The following is a 19,807-nucleotide window of genomic DNA, read 5'->3' as shown; positions in this document are numbered from 1 at the left end:
GAATGCAAAATTACCAGAGCCATAGTATTAAGGTTTTAAAAGGCTTAGAGGGGGTTAGGAAACGCCCTGGAATGTATATTGGCGATACCAATATAGGCGGGTTGCACCACATGGTGTATGAAGTCGTGGATAACGCTGTAGATGAGAGCATGGCGGGCTTTTGCGATAGGATTAATATCACTTTGACTGAGGAGGGGTCATGTATTGTAGAAGATAACGGGCGAGGCATTCCTGTAGATATCCACCCTACGGAAAAAATCCCCGCTTGCACCGTGGTTTTAACGATTTTGCATGCGGGGGGCAAGTTTGATAACGATACTTATAAAGTTTCAGGCGGTTTGCATGGCGTGGGCGTTTCGGTTGTGAACGCTTTGAGCAAACGCTTGATTATGACCATTAAAAAAGAGGGTCAAATCTATCGCCAAGAGTTTGAAAAGGGTATCCCTATTAGCGAGCTTGAAATCATTGGCAAGACTAAAAGCGCTAAAGAAAGCGGCACGACTATTGAATTTTTCCCTGATGAAAGCGTGATGGAGGTCGTTGAATTTCAAGCGGGTATTTTACAAAAGCGCTTCAAAGAAATGGCGTATCTTAATGATGGCTTAAAAATTTCTTTCAAAGAAGAAAAAACCCAACTGCAAGAGACTTATTTCTATGAAGACGGCTTGAAACAATTCGTTAAAGACAGCGCTAAAAAAGAATTGCTCACCCCCATTATTTCGTTTAAAAGCATGGATGAAGAAACGCGCACTTCTATAGAAGTCGCTCTAGCGTATGCTGATGATTACAATGAAAACACCTTAAGCTTTGTGAATAACATTAAAACTTCTGAGGGCGGCACGCATGAGGCGGGCTTTAAAATGGGCTTGTCTAAGGCGATTTTACAATATATTGACAATAACATTAAAACCAAAGAGTCGCGCCCCATTTCTGAAGACATTAAAGAGGGTTTAGTGGCTATTGTGAGCTTGAAAATGAGCGAGCCTTTGTTTGAAGGGCAGACTAAATCCAAACTCGGCAGTTCGTATGCGCGCGCGTTGGTTTCAAAATTAGTCTATGATAAAATCCATCAGTTTTTAGAAGAAAACCCTAACGAAGCTAAAATCATCGCCAATAAAGCCCTACTAGCTGCAAAAGCCAGAGAAGCCAGCAAGAAAGCCAGAGAGCTTACAAGGAAAAAGGATAATTTGAGTGTCGGCACTTTGCCTGGAAAATTAGCCGATTGCCAGAGTAAAGACCCCTTAGAGAGTGAAATCTTTTTAGTGGAGGGCGATAGCGCGGGCGGGAGCGCTAAACAAGGGCGCGATAGGGTTTTCCAAGCGATCTTGCCTTTAAAGGGTAAGATTTTAAATGTGGAAAAAAGCCATTTGTCAAAGATCCTAAAATCAGAAGAAATTAAAAACATGATCACGGCTTTTGGGTGTGGCATTCAAGAGAGCTTTGATATAGAAAGATTGCGCTATCATAAAATCATTATCATGACCGACGCTGATGTGGATGGGAGCCATATCCAAACCTTGCTGATGACTTTTTTCTATCGTTATTTACGCCCATTGATTGAACAAGGGCATGTTTTTATCGCTCAAGCCCCTCTTTACAAATATAAGAAAGGCAAGACAGAAATTTATCTTAAAGACAGCGTCGCTTTGGATCATTTTTTAATTGAGCATGGCATCAATTCGGTGGATATTGAAGGGATTGGCAAGAACGATTTGATGAATTTGTTAAAAGTGGCACGCCATTACCGCTACGCGCTTTTGGAATTAGAAAAACGCTACAACTTGCTAGAAATTTTACGCTTTTTGATTGAGACTAAGGACGCTTTAAGCCTTGATATGAAAGTTTTAGAAAAAAGCATTTTAGAAAAATTAGAGGGCTTGAATTATCAGATCTTACGCTCTTTTGCTACTGAAGAAAGTTTGCATTTGCACGCGCAAACCCCTAAGGGCTTGGTGGAATTTAACCTAGATGACAATCTTTTTAAAGAAGTGTTGTTTGAAGAAGCGAATTACACTTATCAAAAGCTTATGGAATACAATTTAGATTTCTTAGAAAATAAGGATATTTTGGCGTTTTTAGAAGAAGTGGAAAATCACGCTAAAAAGGGAGCGAATATCCAGCGCTATAAGGGGCTAGGCGAGATGAACCCTAATGATTTATGGGAAACGACCATGCATAAAGAAAACCGCAGCTTAATCAAACTCAAAATTGAAGATTTGGAAAAAACCGATGCAGTCTTTTCGCTTTGCATGGGCGATGAAGTAGAGCCTAGAAGAGCCTTTATCCAAGCGCATGCTAAAGATGTGAAACAGCTAGATGTGTAAGGGATTTTGATTAGAACCCCTAAACATTTAACCAAACGAGAGAGCGTGAATTTAGGGGCTTACTACACGCCCCCTTATTTAGTGGATTGTGCTTATAGGCTTTTAAAAAAGCATGTTGGTATTGAAAACTACACGCTTTTAGACACCGCATGTGGTAATAAAGAGTTTTTAAAACTCCACCACCCTAAAAAAATAGGAGCGGATATTGACCCTGAGTGTGGTGCTTTAATGATAAACGCTTTAGCCAATCCTAAAAGAGAAAATTATGGCATTAGCCAAGATGAGCCTTTGATCATTGTGGGCAATCCCCCCTATAACGATAGAACTTCCTTTATCAAACAAAATATTAAAAATAAAGATTTCATTTTTGAGATAGACAACGATTTGAAATCTAGGGATTTAGGGATAAGTTTTTTAAAATCTTTCGCAATTTTAAAGCCGGCGTTTATTTGCGTGCTACACCCTTTATCTTATCTCATCAAAGAAGCTAATTTTAAGCAATTAAAGCTATTTAAGGATCATTACAGGCTTTTAGACGCTTTGGTTGTTTCTTCTAAATCTTTCACTAAAAGTAACGAATTTCCTATTGTGATAGCTTTATATGAGCGAGGGCGAATGGACTATGCAGATATTAGGCGTTTTGTTTTTCCAACTGATTGCGATACGACGCTATGTTTAAATGATTTTGATTATATAGCCAATTATGTGGATAAATACCCTAACGCTAAAAAGGTTGGGGCATGTGTGGGCTATTTTTTCCCTATGCGAGACATTAACGCTCTCAAACGCAACAAAACTTTTTTAAACGCGCCAAGCGCTAATGCGGTGCGTATCAGCCAAGATAAATTGATTTATTACCAATATATCCATTATTTTAAGGAAATCGCCCCTAAAATCCCTTATTATTTTGGTAATTTAGATATTATCATCGATCATTTTGCTTTTTTAGAAATTAAAGACACTTTTTTAAAAGATAAACGAGCGCGTTTAGAATATTTTAAAAAATTGTTTCAAGGACACCCTTGTGAATTTGATTAAGATTGATAATAATAAAAAAGTAATTGAGATTTCTATTCCTTTAACTTCCATTTCAGGCAAAGCGCGTGTGAAAATCAGGCATGCCTTTAGCGATTATGGCATTTCAACAGCGACCAGAAAAATCCCTTTTAGTTTAAAACATTATGTAGAGTGGCAAATCGGGTATGATGTCCCCATTAAAGATAAAGAAAAATTTGAACTCACTACCCTAAAAGATGAAAAATATCATTTTTTAGGGACTAATAATAAAGTAAAGACTCTTTATGAATTGAGTGAAATAATTGATTACGCTAAGCGATTAGGTTTAATCAGTTTAGAAAATTTAGAAAATACTTTAAAATATTTAGAAAAACAAAAACAATTCATAGAAGATAATTTCACGATCACAAGAGAAAGATTTAGATCGCATCAATTTGGGGGCATGGATTTTGAACTTTCACGCATTTCTTATCCCTTACTCATTCATTCTTTTAATGATAATCAGTTGAGCGAAATCGTTATTAGAGAGCAACAATATGGCTCTAAAACCCATGCTGTATTTTTGCTTTTCTATTTTGGAGTTAAAAACCACTACCCCCTTATTAAACAGAACGGCTATGCTCAAAGAGCATGCCCTTTTAACTATCCATAAAACCAACGCTCTTGTGTTTTTAGAAATGCTTAAAATTTTTGGACTTTTAAGCCAAGCGCACCATAACGATGTGTTAAAGATTTTAGAAAAAATACTTCAAAATTAACAATGATACGAATTGTTAGAAAGGGAATATCCAACGCTATAAGCTTTAGGCGAGGTAAACCCGTTTATGGGGAATAACCATGCATCAATAAAATGCGCTTCATAAAGCCATAAAAACAAGGCTGGGCTTTAAACTTGTATCGTTTTTCTTTAATGGCTTATGTTATACTAATAAAATACAGATTCAATTGAAGGCATTAAACAACTGCATGGTATTTTTTCATAAGAAAATTATTTTAAATTTTATCTATTCTTTAATGGTTGCTTTTTTATTCCATTTATCCTATGGGGTTCTTTTAAAAGCCGATGAAATGGCTAAAAAGCAAACTTTATTAGTGGGTGAAAGGCTTGTGTGGGATAAGCTCACGCTGTTAGGGTTTTTAGAAAAAAACCATATCCCCCAAAAACTCTACTACAACCTAAGCTCTCAAGATAAAGAATTGAGCGCTGAAATCCAAAGCAATGTTACCTACTACACTTTAAGAGATGCAAATAACACGCTCATTCAAGCCCTTATCCCTATAAGCCAGGATTTGCAAATCCATATTTACAAAAAAGGGGAGGATTATTTTTTAGACTTTATCCCTATTATTTTCACTCGTAAAGAAAAAACCTTGCTTCTTTCTTTACAAACTTCGCCCTATCAAGATATTGTCAAAGCCACCAATGACCCCCTTTTAGCCAACCAATTGATGAACGCATATAAAAAAAGCGTGCCTTTTAAACGCTTAGCAAAAAACGATAAGATCGCTATCGTTTATACAAGAGATTATCGTGTGGGGCAAGCGTTTGGCCAGCCGACTATCAAAATGGCAATGGTTAGCTCTCGCTCTAACCAATACTATCTCTTTTCCCATTCAAACGGGCGTTATTACGATTCAAAAGCACAAGAAGTGGCAGGGTTTTTACTAGAAACCCCGGTGAAATACACCCGCATTTCTTCGCCTTTTTCTTATGGGAGATTCCATCCTGTTTTAAAAGTCAGACGGCCTCATTACGGCGTGGATTATGCGGCTAAACATGGCAGTTTGATCCATTCTGCTTCAGATGGCCGTGTGGGTTTTATAGGGGTTAAGGCGGGGTATGGGAAGGTGGTTGAAATCCATTTGAACGAATTGCGCTTGGTGTATGCTCACATGAGTTCTTTTGCTAAGGGGTTGAAAAAAGGCTCGTTCGTTAAAAAAGGGCAAATCATAGGCAGAGTGGGAAGCACCGGTTTAAGCACCGGACCGCATTTGCATTTTGGCGTGTATAAAAACTCCCGCCCCATTAATCCTTTAGGCTATATCCGCACCGCTAAAAGCAAATTGCATGGCAAACAAAGAGAGGTTTTTTTAGAAAAAGCTCAGCATTCTAAGCAAAAATTAGAAGAACTTTTTAAAACCCATTCTTTTGAAAAAAATTCATTTTATCTTTTAGAGGGTTTTTAATGTCTTATTTTAAGAATGCTTTCAACCAAAAATCTTTAATAGATGATTCCAGTGTGTATTTAGAGCCTTGTTCTAGCTCTAATTTCATAGAATTAAAACGCATGCATTATAATGAAGAGAATACTAAGAAAACATGGGATATTATTAAGTCTTTAGACAGCGTGGCGGTTTTACTCTATGAAAAAGAATCCGATTGCTTTGTGATTGTGAAACAATTCCGCCCAGCCATTTATGCGCGCCATTTTCATTTTAAGCGCGATCAAGATCAAACGATTGACGGATACACTTATGAATTGTGCGCGGGGCTTGTGGATAAGGCTAATAAGAGTTTAGAAGAAATCGCTTGCGAAGAAGCGCTAGAAGAATGCGGTTATCAAATTAGCCCTAAAAATTTAGAAACCATAGGCCAATTTTATAGCGCAACCGGGTTGAGCGGGAGTTTGCAAACGCTCTATTACGCTGAAGTGTGCGCGCATTTGAAAGTTTCAAAGGGTGGGGGGATTGATGCCGAAAAGATTGAAGTGCTGTTTTTAGAGCGATCAAAAGCTTTTGATTTTATAATGGATTTTCAATACGCTAAAACCACCGGATTGTCTTTAGCCATTTTATGGCATTTAAAAAAGTTTAAAAATGTTTAAAAGGAATTGTATGTTAAGGCTTTTGATGGGACTTCTTTTAATGAGTTTTATAAGCTTGCAATCAGCCTCTTGGCAAGAACCCTTAAGAGTGAGTATAGAATTTGTGGATTTGCCTAAAAAAATCATTCGTTTTCCGGCTCATGATTTGCAAGTGGGGGAGTTTGGTTTTGTCGTTACTAAACTTTCAGATTATGAAATCGTTAATTCTGAAGTGATCATTATTGCCGTTGAAAATGGCGTCGCAACGGCTAAATTCAGAGCGTTTGAGTCTATGAAACAAAGCCATTTACCCACTCCAAGAATGGTCGCTAGAAAGGGGGATTTAGTTTATTTTAGGCAATTCAACAACCAAGCGTTTCTAATCGCTCCTAATGATGAACTCTATGAGCAAATCAGAGCGACTAACACCGATATTAATTTTATTAGCTCTGATTTGTTGGTTACTTTTTTGAATGGGTTTGACCCAAAAATCGCTAATTTAAGGAAAGCGTGTAATGTTTATAGCGTGGGGGTGATTTATATTGTAACCACGAACACGCTCAATATTTTAAGCTGTGAGAGTTTTGAAATTTTAGAAAAAAGAGAGCTGGATACAAGCGGCGTTACTAAAACTTCTACGCCGTTTTTTTCTAGGGTTGAGGGCATTGATGCAGGCACGCTAGGGAAACTTTTTTCAGGCAGTCAATCTAAAAATTACTTCGCTTACTATGACGCTTTAGTCAAAAAAGAAAAACGCAAAGAAGTGAGGATTAAAAAGCAAGAAGAAAGGATTGATTCCAGAGAAATTAAACGAGAAATCAAGCAAGAAGCCATTAAAGAGCCTAAAAAAGTCAATCAAGGCGCAGAAAACGCTCCCACTTTAGAAGAGAAAAACTACCAAAAAGCAGAGCGAAAACTTGACGCTAAAGAAGAAAGGCGCTATTTAAGAGATGAAAGGAAAAAAGCCAAAGCCACCAAAAAGGCTATGGAATTTGAAGAAAGAGAAAAAGAGCATGATGAAAGAGATGATAGGGAGACTGAAGAAAGAAGAAAAGCTTTAGAAATGGATAAAGGCAATGAAAAAGTCAATGCCAAAGAAAACGAGCAAGAAATCAAGCAAGAATCCGCTAATGAGCCAAGTAGTGAAAATAACGCCACTCCAAAAGACACAGAAAACACTCCTATCTTAAAAGAGAGTGCCATTAAAAAAGAAGCGTCAAAACCAAATTCTAAAGAAGAAAAACGCCGCTTGAAAGAAGAAAGGAAAAAAGCCAAAGCCGAACAAAGAGCGAGGGAATTTGAACAAAGAGCGAGAGAGCATCAAGAAAGAGATGAAAAAGAGCTTGAAGAAAGAAGAAAAGCTTTAGAAATGAATAAGAAGTAGGCCCATGTTAGAGAAGCAACACATCCAATATTTTAAAAACTTGGTAGGGGGAGAGGATTTTTTCACCGATTTAGCGCATTTGAACGCTTATTGCTATGACGCTACCAAAGAAAGGCATTTGCCTAGCGGCGTGATTTTCCCTAAAAACGAGCGAGAAATCAGCCAGATTTTAAAATATTGCAACGAGCACCGCCTTATCGTTGTGCCTAGGGGGGCTGGGAGCGGTTTTACAGGGGGGGCGTTGAGTGTGAGTGGGGGGCTAGTTTTAAGCGTAGAAAAGCATTTGGATAAGATTTTAGAGATTGACACTAAAAATTTAATCGCTAGAGTGGAGCCGGGCGTGATTAACAAGCATTTCCAAAATGAAGTGGAAAAATTGGATTTATTCTACCCCCCAGATCCAGCGAGTGAAAATCAAAGCACTTTAGGGGGGAATGTCGCTGAAAATGCCGGCGGCATGCGCGCGGCTAAATACGGCATCACTAAAGATTATGTCATGGCTTTAAGGGTGGTTTTAGCGAATGGCGAAATCATAAGGGCAGGCAAAAAAACGATCAAAGATGTCGCCGGCTTTAATATTGCAGGGCTGATGATCGCTAGTGAGGGGTGTTTGGGCGTGATTTCTGAAATCACTTTAAAACTTTTAGCCAAACCGCCCCTAAAACAAAGCGCGATGGGGGTTTTTAATCATATTGAAGACGCCATGAACGCTGTTTATAAGACAATGAGTAGCGGCGTTACGCCTGTGGCGATGGAATTTTTGGATAATTTGAGTATCCAAGCGGTTGAAGAACGATTTTCTAAAGGCTTACCCAAAGATGCTGGAGCGATACTCATCACTCAAGTGGATGGCGTGGTGAAAGAGCAGATTGCATGGCAACTCAATGAGATAGAAAAGCACTTCAAAGCCAATGGTTGCGTTGGTTTTAAGGTGGCTCAAAACGAACAAGAAGAGCAGGATTTATGGTTTTCAAGGCGTAACGCTTCCCAAAGTATTAGCGTTTATGGTAAAAAGAAATTGAATGAAGATGTGACCGTTCCTAGGGCGAGTTTGCCGAGTTTGTTGCAAGAAGTCGCCAAAATCAGCCAAAAATACGGCTTTAAAATCCCTTGCTTTGGGCATACGGGCGATGGTAATGTGCATGTGAATATCATGCTAGAAGATCCTAAAAAAGATTTAGAAAAAGGCCATAAGGCTATGGAAGAGATTTTTCAGGCTGCTATTAGTTTGGAGGGGACTTTAAGCGGGGAGCATGGCATAGGCTTGTCTAAAGCCAAATTCATGCCTTTAGCGTTTAATCATAGTGAAATGGAGCTTTTTAGGAACATTAAAAAAGCCCTTGATCCTAATAATATTTTAAACCCTTTTAAAATGGGGCTATAAAGTTTAAAGGCAAGGAAAGTGCATGAAAATCGGTGTTTATGGGGCGAGCGGTCGTATAGGGAAATTACTTTTAGAAGAATTAAAAGGGGGGTATAAGGGATTAGAGCTGTCTAGCGTGTTTGTCAGGCAAAAATGCGAAACGGATTTCAGCTCTTTTTCGCACGCCCCTTTAGTAACCAATGATTTAAAAGCGTTTGTGAGGGCATGCGAATGCGTGATTGATTTTTCTTTACCTAAAGGCGTGGATCATTTGCTAGAGGCTCTTTTAGAATGCCCTAAAATTTTAGTTTCTGGCACGACCGGTTTAGAAAAAGAAACGCTAGAAAAAATGCAAAAATTAGCCTTAAAAGTGCCGCTTTTGCATGCGCACAACATGTCTATAGGGATTATGATGCTCAACCAATTAGCCTTTTTAACTTCTTTGAAATTAAAAGATGCGGATATTGAAATTATAGAAACGCACCACAATCTCAAAAAAGATGCTCCGAGCGGCACGGCGTTGAGTTTGTATGAAACTTGCGCTAAGGCTAGGGGGTATGATGAAAAAAACGCTCTCATCACCCACAGAGAAGGTTTGCGCTCTAAAGAAAGCATTGGTATAGCCGCTTTAAGGGGGGGCGATGTCGCCGGGAAGCACACGATAGGGTTTTACTTAAAGGGCGAATACATAGAGCTTAGCCATACGGCGACTAACCGATCTATTTTTGCTAAAGGGGCTTTAGAAGTGGCTCTATGGCTTAAAGATAAGGCCGCTAAAAAATATGAAATTAGCGAAATGTTTGGTTGAATGTTTGAACCTTTTTTATATAGATAGTTCATGCTTCTATAATGGAATACCGCTCTTTGTTAGCCTTATTAAAGGGCTTTTACTGCTATAAGGGATATTGATGACAATCAAGCTGTATTGGAAGGGTTTGTTTTTTTAAGGATTGATCTTGCCTTGGGTTAGTAACATATTTGGCATTTTTTCATTAATATTGAAAAAAGCCCGATCGTTGCAAGCGTCTAAAGGCTAGGAATGATTCACATTTTTACCCACAATTAACAAAAATTTGCTAAAATAGAAAAATTTTAACAAGAATAAGAAATAAGAAATAAGAAATAAGAAATAAGAAATAAGAAATAAGAAATAAGAAATAAGAAATGAGCCTTTTTGAAGAAATCAAATGCAACGCTAAAGATGGTTGGAGAAATGGTTGGAAGCAAGGTGGGTGCATGAAGCGTTCTAAAAATAGTTTGGTTTGTGTGTGTCATACTTACCATTAAGTATATATTTGCAATTAAGCGTTTGTGATTCACATGGAAAACAAATCAATAGGACAGATTTTCAAAGACAGTCTCAAAAAAAGTTTCTTTAGTGGTCTATGGAGTTGCTTAAAATGGAGCTTTATTCTCACTCTGATCAGCTTGGGTTTGTTTCTGCTTGTTTTTAGGTTTCAACCTGAGACGATTAAAAAATACATCAAAGATCCTAAAGATCTACAATTCTACAACGACTTGAGAAAGAAAAATGGCTGGGACAAGTAGGTTTATTGTTCCTAAATTATGTCAGTTGCCAAACAAAAGCGTCGGTTTTGATTTAAATTATAAAGTAGCGCTTGTATGAATAGTATAAAAATACTTTTTTTTGATATACTCAAACGATTGATTTCAATTTGAAAGGAAACGCATGAAATTTTTTACAAGAATCACTGACAGCTACAAGAAAGTTGTAGTAACTTTAGGGCTAGCGATAACGACTAATCCTTTAATGGCTGTCGGCAGTCCTGCAACAGGCATTACTGAGACTAAAAATTTGGTGGTTCAGATCATTTCTGTTCTAGCGATCGTAGGTGGTTGCGCTCTAGGGGTCAAAGGCATAGCGGATATTTGGAAAATCTCTGATGACATCAAAAGAGGTCAGGCGACTGTTTTTGCTTACGCGCAACCCATAGCTATGTTAGCGGTGGCGGGTGGCATTATCTATTTGAGCACTAAGTTTGGCTTCAATATTGGCGAGAGTGGAGGAGCTAGCTAAATTGATCAACAATAATAATAGTAATAAAAAACTAAGAGGCTTTTTTTTGAAAGTTCTCTTAAGTCTCGTCGTTTTCAGTTCGTATGGGTCAGCAGATGATGACAAAGAAGCCAAAAAAGAAGCGCAAGAAAAAGAAATAAACACTGGGCGTGTTTATACGAATTTAGATTTTGATAGTTTCAAAGCGACTATCAAAAATTTGAAAGACAAAAAAGTAACTTTCAAAGAAGTCAATCCTGATATTATCAAAGATGAAGTTTTTGATTTCGTGATTGTCAATAGAGTCCTTAAAAAAATAAAGGATTTGAAGCATTACGATCCCATTATTGAAAAAATCTTTGATGAAAAGGGTAAAGAAATGGGACTGAATGTAGAATTACAGATCAATCCTGAAGTGAAAGACTTTTTTACTTTCAAAAGCATCAGCACGACCAACAAACAACGCTGTTTTCTATCATTGCGTGGGGAAACAAGAGAAATTTTATGCGATGATAAGCTATACAATGTTTTATTGGCCGTATTCAATTCTTATGACCCTAATGATCTTTTGAAACACATTAGCACCATAGAGTCTCTCAAAAAAATCTTTTATACGATTACATGTGAAGCGGTATATCTATAAAGAGAGGGGTGTTTGTGGCAAGCAAGCAGGCTGATGAACAAAAAAAGCTAGTTATAGAGCAAGAGGTTCAAAAGCGGCAGTTTCAAAAAATAGAAGAACTTAAAGCAGACATGCAAAAAGGTGTCAATCCCTTTTTTAAAGTCTTGTTTGATGGGGGGAATAGGTTGTTTGGTTTCCCTGAAACTTTTATTTATTCCTCCATATTTATATTGTTTGTAACAATTGTATTATCTGTTATTCTTTTTCAAGCCTATGAACCTGTTTTGATTGTAGCGATTGTTATTGTGCTTGTAGCTCTTGGATTCAAGAAAGATTACAGGCTTTATCAAAGAATGGAGCGAGCGATGAAATTTAAAAAACCTTTTTTGTTTAAGGGCGTGAAAAACAAAGCGTTCATGAGCATTTTTTCCATGAAGCCTAGTAAAGAAATGGCTAATGACATCCACTTAAATCCAAACAGAGAAGACAGGCTTGTGAGCGCTGCAAACTCCTATCTAGCGAATAACTATGAATGTTTTTTAGATGATGGGGTGATCCTTACTAACAACTATTCTCTTTTAGGCACAATCAAATTGGGGGGTATTGATTTTTTAACCACTTCCAAAAAAGATCTCATAGAGTTACACGCTTCTATTTATAGCGTTTTTAGGAATTTTGTTACCCCTGAATTCAAATTTTATTTTCACACTATTAAAAAGAAAATCGTTATTGATGAAACCAATAGGGATTATAATCTTGCTTTTTCTAATGATTTCATGCGAGCCTATAATGAGAAGCAAAAGAGAGAAAGTTTTTATGATATTAGTTTTTATCTCACCATAGAGCAAGATTTATTAGACACTCTCAATGAACCCGTTATGAATAAAAAGCATTTTGCAGACAATAATTTTGAAGAGTTTCAAAGGATTATTAGAGCCAAGCTTGAAAACTTCAAAGATAGGATAGAACTCATAGAAGAGCTACTGAGTAAATACCACCCCACTAGATTGAAAGAATACACTAAAGATGGCATTATTTACTCCAAACAATGCGAGTTTTATAATTTTTTGGTGGGAATGAATGAAGCCCCTTTTATTTGCAACCGAAAAGACTTGTATCTCAAAGAAAAAATGCATGGAGGGGTGAAAGAAGTTTATTTTGCTAATAAGCATGGAAAAATCTTGAATGATGATTTGAGTGAAAAATATTTTAGCGCTATTGAAATTAGTGAATACGCCCCTAAATCACAGAGCGATTTGTTTGATAAAATCAACGCTCTAGACAGCGAATTTATCTTTATGCATGCTTATTCGCCTAAAAACTCACAAGTTTTAAAGGACAAACTAGCTTTCACCTCTAGAAGGATTATTATTAGTGGAGGCTCTAAAGAGCAGGGTATGACTTTAGGTTGCTTGAGCGAATTAGTGGGTAATGGTGATATTACGCTAGGCAGTTATGGTAATTCTTTAGTGCTGTTTGCTGATAGCTTTGAAAAAATGAAACAAAGCGTTAAGGAATGCGTCTCTAGTCTTAACGCTAAAGGTTTTTTAGCCAACGCAGCGACTTTCTCTATGGAAAATTACTTTTTTGCCAAACATTGCTCTTTTATCACGCTTCCTTTTATTTTTGATGTAACTTCTAATAATTTTGCTGATTTTATTGCGATGAGAGCGATGAGTTTTGATGGCAACCAAGACAATAACGCTTGGGGCAATAGCGTGATGACGCTAAAAAGCGAGATCAATTCGCCTTTTTATTTGAATTTCCACATGCCTACTGATTTTGGTTCAGCTTCAGCAGGACACACTTTGATACTTGGCTCAACCGGTTCAGGTAAGACAGTGTTTATGTCCATGACTCTAAACGCTATGGGACAATTTGCCTATAATTTTCCTGCTAATGTCAGCAAAGACAAGCAAAGGCTCACTATGGTCTATATGGATAAAGATTATGGCGCTTATGGGAATATTGTCGCAATGGGTGGGGAGTATGTCAAGATTGAGCTAGGGACAGATACAGGATTAAATCCTTTTGCTTGGGCGGCTTGCGTGCAAAAAACAGATGCAACAATGGAACAAAAACAAACGGCTATTTCTGTTGTCAAAGAGCTTGTGAAAAACCTAGCGACCAAAAGCGATGAAAAAGATGAAAATGGCAACAGCATCTCTTTTAGCCTAGCCGATTCTAACACGCTTGCAGCGGCAGTAACCAACCTTATTACAGGAGATATGAACCTAGATTATCCCATCACTCAACTTATTAATGCTTTTGGAAAAGACCACAATGATCCTAATGGGCTTGTCGCGCGATTAGCGCCTTTTTGCAAATCAACCAATGGTGAATTTCAATGGCTTTTTGATAATAAAGCAACAGATCGCTTAGATTTTTCAAAAACGATTATTGGCGTTGATGGGTCAAGTTTCTTAGACAATAATGATGTTTCGCCCTTTATTTGTTTTTACCTTTTCGCTCGTATCCAAGAAGCAATGGATGGGCGTAGATTTGTCTTAGATATTGATGAAGCGTGGAAATATTTAGGCGATCCAAAGGTCGCTTATTTTGTGAGAGACATGCTAAAAACTGCAAGGAAAAGAAACGCTATTGTTAGACTTGCGACTCAAAGCATCACTGATCTTTTGGCTTGCCCTATTGCTGATACGATTAGAGAACAATGCCCTACAAAGATTTTTTTGAGAAACGATGGGGGTAATCTTTCTGATTACCAAAGATTAGCTAATGTTACAGAAAAAGAATTTGAAATCATCACTAAGGGGCTGGATAGGAAAATCCTCTACAAACAGGATGGAAGCCCTAGCGTTATCGCTAGTTTTAATTTGAGAGGCATTCCTAAAGAATATTTGAAAATTTTATCCACAGATACTGTATTTGTCAAAGAAATTGACAAGATTATCCAAAACCATAGTATCATAGATAAATATCAGGCCTTGAAGCAAATGTATCAACAAATAAAGGAGTATTAAAATGAAACAAAGTTTGCGCGAACAAAAATTATTGAAAATTTTGGAAAATGATGTCCTGACGATTTTGGATAGTTTTTCTAATTACCTTTTTGAACTGAGAGAAGAATTGGACTTCATAGAAGAAGAAATGGAAGGTGAAATCACTGAACAAAACCTTACCGCTCTTTATGATTTTTCTAATTTCTTAGAAGACCATGTCAATGTGTTTTATGAGAATGTTTTGAATATAGATGATGTCAAAACGGAACACCTTTATTCAGGTCTCATAGATAGTCTTAACGCTAATCTTCACTTTGTCAAGTCATTTCTTAGTAATCAGGATTTAGACTTCCGCTTTTTTAAAGAAATAAACGAAGGGCAAGATCCCCAAAAAACATTATCAAGATTAATTCCTCTTCAAAGTGGGAAAAATGATGCAAGCTCGTTTAAAGCCAATAATTCTTTTGTTTCATTAGTTTATGTTTATGCTTACTTCATGCTAGAAACTATCAGGCAGTCGTATAGGATTCTCAGATTACTAGAAAAACCTATCAATAACAACATAAGCGAGGATATGCAGAGCGATATAGAGAATTTTTTTGTTCAAGCGAATTTTTTAGAATACTATGTTCAGAACAAAATATACCCAACCAATCATGCCTATGACTTCACGCATTTGATCATGGACTCCATTATTCCTAATTGGATTCAGACTGATATGAGCGTTGAAGCTAAAAAGAAAGAGCTTTTTGAAAAATATTTTCAAAACATTGATGAAGTAACAAACAAAATGCTCGATCAAGAAAATCAAAACAAAAACAGCGATTGAGTCGTGTTAATGCGCTAGAATAATGCTAAAAATAAGAATAAAGGAGTCAAAAGTATGAAAACGAATTTTTATAAAATTAAATTACTATTTGCTTGGTGTCTTATCATTGGCATGTTTAACGCTCCGCTTAACGCTGACCAAAACACGGATATAAAAGATATTAGTCCTGAAGATATGGCGCTAAATAGCGTGGGGCTTGTTTCTAGAGATCAGCTAAAAATAGAGATCCCTAAAGAAACCCTAGAGCAAAAAGTGGCCATACTCAATGACTATAATGATAAGAATGTTAATATCAAGTTTGACGACATAAGTTTAGGGAGTTTCCAACCTAATGATAATCTAGGTATCAATGCGATGTGGGGCATTCAAAATCTTCTCATGAGCCAAATGATGAGCGATTACGGTCCAAACAATTCTTTCATGTATGGCTATGCGCCAACATACCCAGATTCATCGTTTTTACCACCGATCTTAGGGTATTAACTAGGGGGTATTAACATGGCAGGCACACAAGCTATATATGAATCATCTTCTGCAGGATTCTTATCGGAAATCTCCTCAATCATCTCAAGCACAAGTGGTGTCGCAGGGCCATTTGCAGGAATAGTAGCGGGTGCTATGACAGCAGCGATTATTCCTATTGTTGTGGGATTTACTAATCCGCAAATGACCGCTATCATGACCCAATACAATCAAAGCATCGCTGAAGCTGTAAGCGTGCCTATGAAAGCCGCTAACCAACAATACAACCAATTGTATCAAGGTTTTAACGATCAAAGCATGGCTGTAGGGAACAATATCTTAAATATCAGCAAATTAACAGGGGAATTTAACGCGCAAGGCAACACGCAAAGCGCGCAAATTGGTGCTGTTAATAGTCAGATTGCAAGCATTTTAGCGAGTAACACTACCCCTAAAAATCCTAGTGCTATTGAAGCTTATGCGACGAATCAAATCGCTGTTCCTAGCGTGCCAACAACGGTTGAAATGATGAGCGGTATATTAGGCAATATTACAAGCGCAGCACCAAAATACGCCCTAGCTCTACAAGAGCAACTGCGTTCTCAAGCAAGCAACAGCTCAATGAATGATACAGCCGATTCCCTTGATAGCTGTACCGCTTTAGGTGCGCTTGTTGGCTCATCAAAAGTGTTTTTCAGTTGCATGCAAATTTCTATGACGCCCATGAGCGTTTCTATGCCCACTGTTTATGCCAAATACCAAGCGTTAGCCACTAATGCCCTAACTTCAGGCGTTAATCCTATGACCACTCCTGCATGCCCTATTGGGGACAAGGTTCTTGCTGTTTATTGCTATGCTGAAAAAGTAGCAGAAATTTTGAGAGAATACTATATAGAATTTGTGAAAAACAATACTAATTTGTTGCAGAACGCTTCTCAAATGATACTCGGTCAATCAGGATTAGCTACTAGCACCTATGACACTCAAGCGATTTCTAACATAAGCTCGCTATATAATTACAATATAGTAGCGAATAAATCTTTTTTGAAATCGCATTTGACTTACCTTGATTACATCAAAGACAAGCTTAAGGGGCAAAAAGATAGCTACTTAACAGAAAGGGTGCAAACTAAAATAATCGTGAAGTGAGGAAAGAGATGTGAAATGTTTTTTAAACATATTTTCTTTCTTGACTTTTTGTGGCTTGTCTCTGAATGGTGCAGAGGTAGTAATGACGCTTGAACCTGCCTTAAAAGCTATTCAGGCGGACGCACAAGCCAAACAAAAAACCGCTCAAGCCGAATTAAAAGCCATAGAAGCTCAATCTAGTGCCAAAGAAAAAGCCATTCAAGCGCAAATAGAGGGAGAATTGAGGACTCAGCTTGCAACCATGAGCGCTATGTTAAAAGGGGCTAATGGCGTTATTAATGGTGTCAATGGCATGACAGGGGGGTTTTTTGCAGGTTCAGACATCTTGCTTGGCATCATGGAAGGGTATTCAAGCGCGCTTAGCGCATTGGGGGGGAATGTTAAAATAATCGTGGAAAAACAAAAAATTAATACCCAAACAGAAATCCAAAACATGCAAATCGCGCTCCAAAAAAATAACGAAATAATCAAGCTCAAAATGAATCAGCAAAACGCTCTCTTAGAAGCGTTAAAAAACAGCTTTGAACCGAGCGTTACTCTAAAAACACAAATGGAAATGCTTTCTCAAGCTCTAGGAAGTTCTTCTGATAACGCTAAATACATCGCTTACAATACGATCGGCATCAAGGCGTTTGAAGAAACCTTAGAAGGTTTTGAAACATGGTTGAAAGAGGCTATGAAAAAAGCGACCCTTATTGACTACAATTCCCTAACAGGTCAGGCTTTGTTTCAAAGCGCCATCTATGCGCCTGCTCTTAGTTTTTTTTCAAGCATGGGCACACCATTTGGAATCATTGAAACATTCACTCTAGCACCCACAAAATGCCCCTATCTTGATGGGCTAAAAATTTCAGCATGCCTTATGGAACAGGTTATTCAGAATTACAGAATGATTGTAGCCCTTATTCAAAATAAACTGAGTGATGCAGATTTTCAAAATATCGCTTATTTGAATGGGATCAATGGAGAAATCAAAACCTTAAAAGGATCAGTAGATTTGAACGCGCTCATAGAAGCTGCTATCTTAAACGCAGAAAATCATTTAAACTATATAGAAAATCTTGAAAAAAAAGCCGATCTTTGGGAAGAACAACTGAAATTAGAGAGAGAAACGACAGCAAGAAACATTGCTAACTCTAAAGTTATTGTCAAATGAAAACACTCGTGAAAAATACCATATTTTCTTTTTTGCTATTGTCTGTTTTGATGGCAGAAGATATAACAAGCGGCTTAAAGCAACTGGATAGCACCTACCAAGAGACCAACCAACAAGTGCTCAAAAACTTAGATGAGATTTTTTCAACCACTAGCCCTAGCGCTAATGATAAAATGGGTGAAGAAGATGCTCTAAACATCAAAAAAGCGGCCATTGCTTTGAGAGGAGATTTAGCGTTATTGAAAGCCAATTTTGAAGCGAATGAGTTATTTTTCATCTCAGAAGATGTGATTTTTAAGACTTATATGTCTAGCCCTGAACTTTTATTAACCTATATGAAAATCAATCCCTTAGACCAAAAGACTGCTGAACAGCAATGCGGAATATCCGATAAAATTTTAGTTCTTTATTGTTTGGGGAAGCTGAAAATAGAGCAAGAAAAACAAAATATAAGAGAGCGTTTAGAAACTTCCCTAAAGGCGTATCAGAGCAACATTGGAGGTACAGCTTCTTTAATCATTGCTTCACAGACGCTTGTAGAAAGCCTAAAGAATAAAAATTTCATCAAAGGAATCAGAAAGCTTATGTTAGCTCAAAACAAGGTCTTTTTAAATTATTTAGAGGAGTTGGATGCATTAGAAAGATCTCTAGAACAAAGTAAGCGACAATACCTACAAGAAAGGCAATCAAGTAAGATCATTGTCAAATGATTTTTATGAGATGACAAGCTATGATTTCTAATTTTTGGGATTTGTTTCTCTAGTTGTTTTTTGAGCTAATAATTTGGATCGCTATTTTTTTCCATGAGCGATGCTTTGTTCTATTTGATTGATGACGCTATTGGGCAGTTCGGATTTAGAGCGATTGTTTGAGAATGTTGCATCTTTTGCTTCATTTTCTTTTGTATCAGTAGTGCCAAACTCACTTGCATTTGTAGTATCTTGGTAGTTATTTTCTTGCTCCATTTCTTTTTTTCTCTTCTCACAAATAGCGCACGAAGCTATAAGAAAGGTTCTATTGTTGTTGTTATTAAGAGCGAGTTTTAAACCACTTAGGTGTTGTCTAGAAAACTTGTTATTTTCTGTCTCTATTTCTTGAATTTTTTCTAATAAGGGGGCAAGAATTTTTTGATCCTTGATGTCTTTGATCAAACACTTTCTTAACCCATCATAATCGTTACTTGAAATAATACACTCATTGATAATGATTTCAATTTCAGGCGTTCTCCACTCATCAGGCACAAGCGGAGCAGCAGGTTTCACAAAAGATTCATTCACCTTATTGATCATCTCATCAAAATTATCATCTTTATTAGATTTGGTTTCAGTGGAAGAATTGCTATTAGGGTTGTCATTCAAAGGGTTAGCGTTAATTTCGTTTAATTCTTGTAATCCTTTGTGCTTAGCCGCTTTTTTTTGAACAGAAGAGTTGTTCTTTTTTTCAAACGCTTCAATATTCTTTTGAATTTGCTCTGCTCTCGCCCTATCATTCCGTAATTTTTCTCTCAAAGCGTTAGTGGCGAATTCTTTTTCCTCTTTTGTAATTTCTTTGTCGTCATGTCTTTGATAGAGTGTTTTGATTTTTTTAAAGCCTAAAGCCACCAATTCTTTGTATTCACTCGGTAATAATGCTGTATTGATAGCGTTTAAGCCCCCATAAACAACTAAAGAATAAAGAGCGACAGAACCTAATTTTTTGAAGATACTTTTCAAGAGCGTCT

Annotated in this window: 18 protein-coding genes and 1 pseudogene; 17 read left to right on the top strand and 2 right to left on the bottom strand. The window is 37.2% G+C overall.

What is annotated here, in order from left to right; all coding sequences use genetic code 11:
- Window positions 1-2: 2 nt before the first annotated feature.
- The 14 genes and pseudogenes from gyrB (at window position 3) to cagG (ending at window position 15,803) form a co-directional block, all read left to right on the top strand.
- Window positions 3-2,324, top strand: coding sequence for a DNA topoisomerase (ATP-hydrolyzing) subunit B (gene gyrB / locus EAL04_RS04055; protein ID WP_120973442.1), 2,322 nt, complete (start codon window positions 3-5; stop codon window positions 2,322-2,324).
- Window positions 2,325-2,369: 45 nt separating this feature from the next.
- Entirely contained in the window at window positions 2,370-3,362 is a 993-nt protein-coding gene (locus tag EAL04_RS04050) for a DNA methyltransferase family protein (protein WP_120973471.1), read from the top strand.
- Window positions 3,363-3,783: 421 nt separating this feature from the next.
- A pseudogene (locus EAL04_RS07980) lies at window positions 3,784-4,099 on the top strand (R.Pab1 family restriction endonuclease).
- Between the two features lie 208 nt (window positions 4,100-4,307).
- Entirely contained in the window at window positions 4,308-5,528 is a 1,221-nt protein-coding gene (gene csd3 / locus EAL04_RS04040) for a peptidoglycan DD-metalloendopeptidase Csd3 (RefSeq protein WP_120973440.1), read from the top strand.
- Window positions 5,528-6,166 (top strand): NUDIX hydrolase, encoded by a 639-nt coding sequence (locus EAL04_RS04035; protein ID WP_120973438.1) that lies wholly within the window; start codon window positions 5,528-5,530, stop codon window positions 6,164-6,166. Before csd3 ends, EAL04_RS04035 begins: the two co-directional genes overlap by 1 nt.
- 10 nt (window positions 6,167-6,176) lie before the next feature.
- A complete protein-coding gene (gene pgbA, locus EAL04_RS04030; protein WP_120973436.1) occupies window positions 6,177-7,529 on the top strand; it encodes a plasminogen-binding protein PgbA in 1,353 nt (450 codons plus the stop codon).
- Window positions 7,530-7,533: 4 nt separating this feature from the next.
- A complete protein-coding gene (glcD, locus tag EAL04_RS04025; protein ID WP_120973433.1) occupies window positions 7,534-8,913 on the top strand; it encodes a glycolate oxidase subunit GlcD in 1,380 nt (459 codons plus the stop codon).
- 22 nt (window positions 8,914-8,935) lie between these two features.
- Window positions 8,936-9,700, top strand: a complete 765-nt coding sequence (gene dapB, locus EAL04_RS04020) for a 4-hydroxy-tetrahydrodipicolinate reductase (RefSeq protein ID WP_120973431.1) — start codon at window positions 8,936-8,938, stop codon at window positions 9,698-9,700.
- Between the two features lie 512 nt (window positions 9,701-10,212).
- Complete coding sequence (gene cagB, locus EAL04_RS04015) at window positions 10,213-10,440, top strand: cag pathogenicity island protein B (RefSeq protein WP_000428889.1); 228 nt, start codon at window positions 10,213-10,215, stop codon at window positions 10,438-10,440.
- A gap of 142 nt (window positions 10,441-10,582) precedes the next feature.
- Entirely contained in the window at window positions 10,583-10,930 is a 348-nt protein-coding gene (locus EAL04_RS04010) for a CagC family type IV secretion system protein (RefSeq protein ID WP_120973429.1), read from the top strand.
- A gap of 4 nt (window positions 10,931-10,934) precedes the next feature.
- Window positions 10,935-11,552: a cag pathogenicity island type IV secretion system protein CagD gene (cagD, locus tag EAL04_RS04005; protein WP_120973469.1), complete on the top strand. Its 618-nt coding sequence runs from the start codon at window positions 10,935-10,937 to the stop codon at window positions 11,550-11,552.
- Between the two features lie 8 nt (window positions 11,553-11,560).
- Window positions 11,561-14,512 carry a cag pathogenicity island type IV secretion system ATPase CagE gene (gene cagE, locus EAL04_RS04000; RefSeq protein ID WP_120973427.1) on the top strand — a complete coding sequence of 984 codons (2,952 nt, stop codon included), beginning with the start codon at window positions 11,561-11,563 and terminating at the stop codon, window positions 14,510-14,512.
- 1 nt (window position 14,513) lies between these two features.
- The gene (cagF, locus tag EAL04_RS03995) at window positions 14,514-15,320 is read left to right on the top strand and encodes a type IV secretion system chaperone CagF (RefSeq protein ID WP_000814269.1); all 807 of its coding nucleotides are present in this window, start codon (window positions 14,514-14,516) and stop codon (window positions 15,318-15,320) included.
- Between the two features lie 54 nt (window positions 15,321-15,374).
- Complete coding sequence (gene cagG / locus EAL04_RS03990; protein ID WP_120973425.1) at window positions 15,375-15,803, top strand: cag pathogenicity island type IV secretion system translocation protein CagG; 429 nt, start codon at window positions 15,375-15,377, stop codon at window positions 15,801-15,803.
- Here the strand turns inward: cagG and EAL04_RS08105 are convergent.
- Window positions 15,800-16,000, bottom strand: a complete 201-nt coding sequence (locus EAL04_RS08105) for a hypothetical protein (protein ID WP_045004951.1) — start codon at window positions 15,998-16,000, stop codon at window positions 15,800-15,802. The two genes, cagG and EAL04_RS08105, sit on opposite strands and share 4 nt — an antisense overlap.
- On the opposite strand from EAL04_RS08105, the gene EAL04_RS03985 reads away from it, so the two are divergent.
- Genes EAL04_RS03985 through cagL form a run of 3 tightly spaced genes read left to right on the top strand, consistent with a single transcriptional unit; the run spans window position 15,987 to window position 18,797 of the window.
- Window positions 15,987-16,931 carry a hypothetical protein gene (locus tag EAL04_RS03985; RefSeq protein WP_000125260.1) on the top strand — a complete coding sequence of 315 codons (945 nt, stop codon included), beginning with the start codon at window positions 15,987-15,989 and terminating at the stop codon, window positions 16,929-16,931. The genes EAL04_RS08105 and EAL04_RS03985 overlap by 14 nt on opposite strands.
- Window positions 16,932-16,941: 10 nt before the next feature.
- Window positions 16,942-18,087: a cag pathogenicity island type IV secretion system translocation protein CagI gene (gene cagI / locus EAL04_RS03980; protein WP_120973421.1), complete on the top strand. Its 1,146-nt coding sequence runs from the start codon at window positions 16,942-16,944 to the stop codon at window positions 18,085-18,087.
- Window positions 18,084-18,797 (top strand): cag pathogenicity island VirB5 family T4SS-associated adhesin CagL, encoded by a 714-nt coding sequence (cagL, locus tag EAL04_RS03975; RefSeq protein ID WP_120973419.1) that lies wholly within the window; start codon window positions 18,084-18,086, stop codon window positions 18,795-18,797. Before cagI ends, cagL begins: the two co-directional genes overlap by 4 nt.
- Before the next feature lie 81 nt (window positions 18,798-18,878).
- On the opposite strand, the gene cagN is transcribed toward cagL, so the two are convergent.
- Complete coding sequence (cagN, locus tag EAL04_RS03970) at window positions 18,879-19,799, bottom strand: cag pathogenicity island type IV secretion system protein CagN (protein ID WP_120973417.1); 921 nt, start codon at window positions 19,797-19,799, stop codon at window positions 18,879-18,881.
- Window positions 19,800-19,807: the final 8 nt, after the last annotated feature.

The organism is Helicobacter pylori, assembly GCF_003638305.1.
Lineage (GTDB): Bacteria > Campylobacterota > Campylobacteria > Campylobacterales > Helicobacteraceae > Helicobacter > Helicobacter pylori_DJ.
This window is presented reverse-complemented; position numbering and strand designations above follow the sequence as displayed.

Excerpts from the sequence above, each read along its gene's own strand:
- EAL04_RS03985 (WP_000125260.1), top strand. The coding sequence starts at position 15,987 with ATGACCGCTATCATGACCCAATACAATCAAAGCATCGCTGAAGCTGTA.
- EAL04_RS04010 (WP_120973429.1), top strand. The coding sequence starts at position 10,583 with ATGAAATTTTTTACAAGAATCACTGACAGCTACAAGAAAGTTGTAGTA.
- EAL04_RS04035 (WP_120973438.1), top strand. The coding sequence starts at position 5,528 with ATGTCTTATTTTAAGAATGCTTTCAACCAAAAATCTTTAATAGATGAT.
- cagB (WP_000428889.1), top strand. The coding sequence starts at position 10,213 with ATGGAAAACAAATCAATAGGACAGATTTTCAAAGACAGTCTCAAAAAA.
- cagL (WP_120973419.1), top strand. The coding sequence starts at position 18,084 with ATGAAAACACTCGTGAAAAATACCATATTTTCTTTTTTGCTATTGTCT.
- pgbA (WP_120973436.1), top strand. The coding sequence starts at position 6,177 with ATGTTAAGGCTTTTGATGGGACTTCTTTTAATGAGTTTTATAAGCTTG.
- cagG (WP_120973425.1), top strand. The coding sequence starts at position 15,375 with ATGAAAACGAATTTTTATAAAATTAAATTACTATTTGCTTGGTGTCTT.
- glcD (WP_120973433.1), top strand. The coding sequence starts at position 7,534 with ATGTTAGAGAAGCAACACATCCAATATTTTAAAAACTTGGTAGGGGGA.
- EAL04_RS08105 (WP_045004951.1), bottom strand. The coding sequence starts at position 16,000 with ATGATAGCGGTCATTTGCGGATTAGTAAATCCCACAACAATAGGAATA.
- dapB (WP_120973431.1), top strand. The coding sequence starts at position 8,936 with ATGAAAATCGGTGTTTATGGGGCGAGCGGTCGTATAGGGAAATTACTT.
- csd3 (WP_120973440.1), top strand. The coding sequence starts at position 4,308 with ATGGTATTTTTTCATAAGAAAATTATTTTAAATTTTATCTATTCTTTA.
- cagF (WP_000814269.1), top strand. The coding sequence starts at position 14,514 with ATGAAACAAAGTTTGCGCGAACAAAAATTATTGAAAATTTTGGAAAAT.
- gyrB (WP_120973442.1), top strand. The coding sequence starts at position 3 with ATGCAAAATTACCAGAGCCATAGTATTAAGGTTTTAAAAGGCTTAGAG.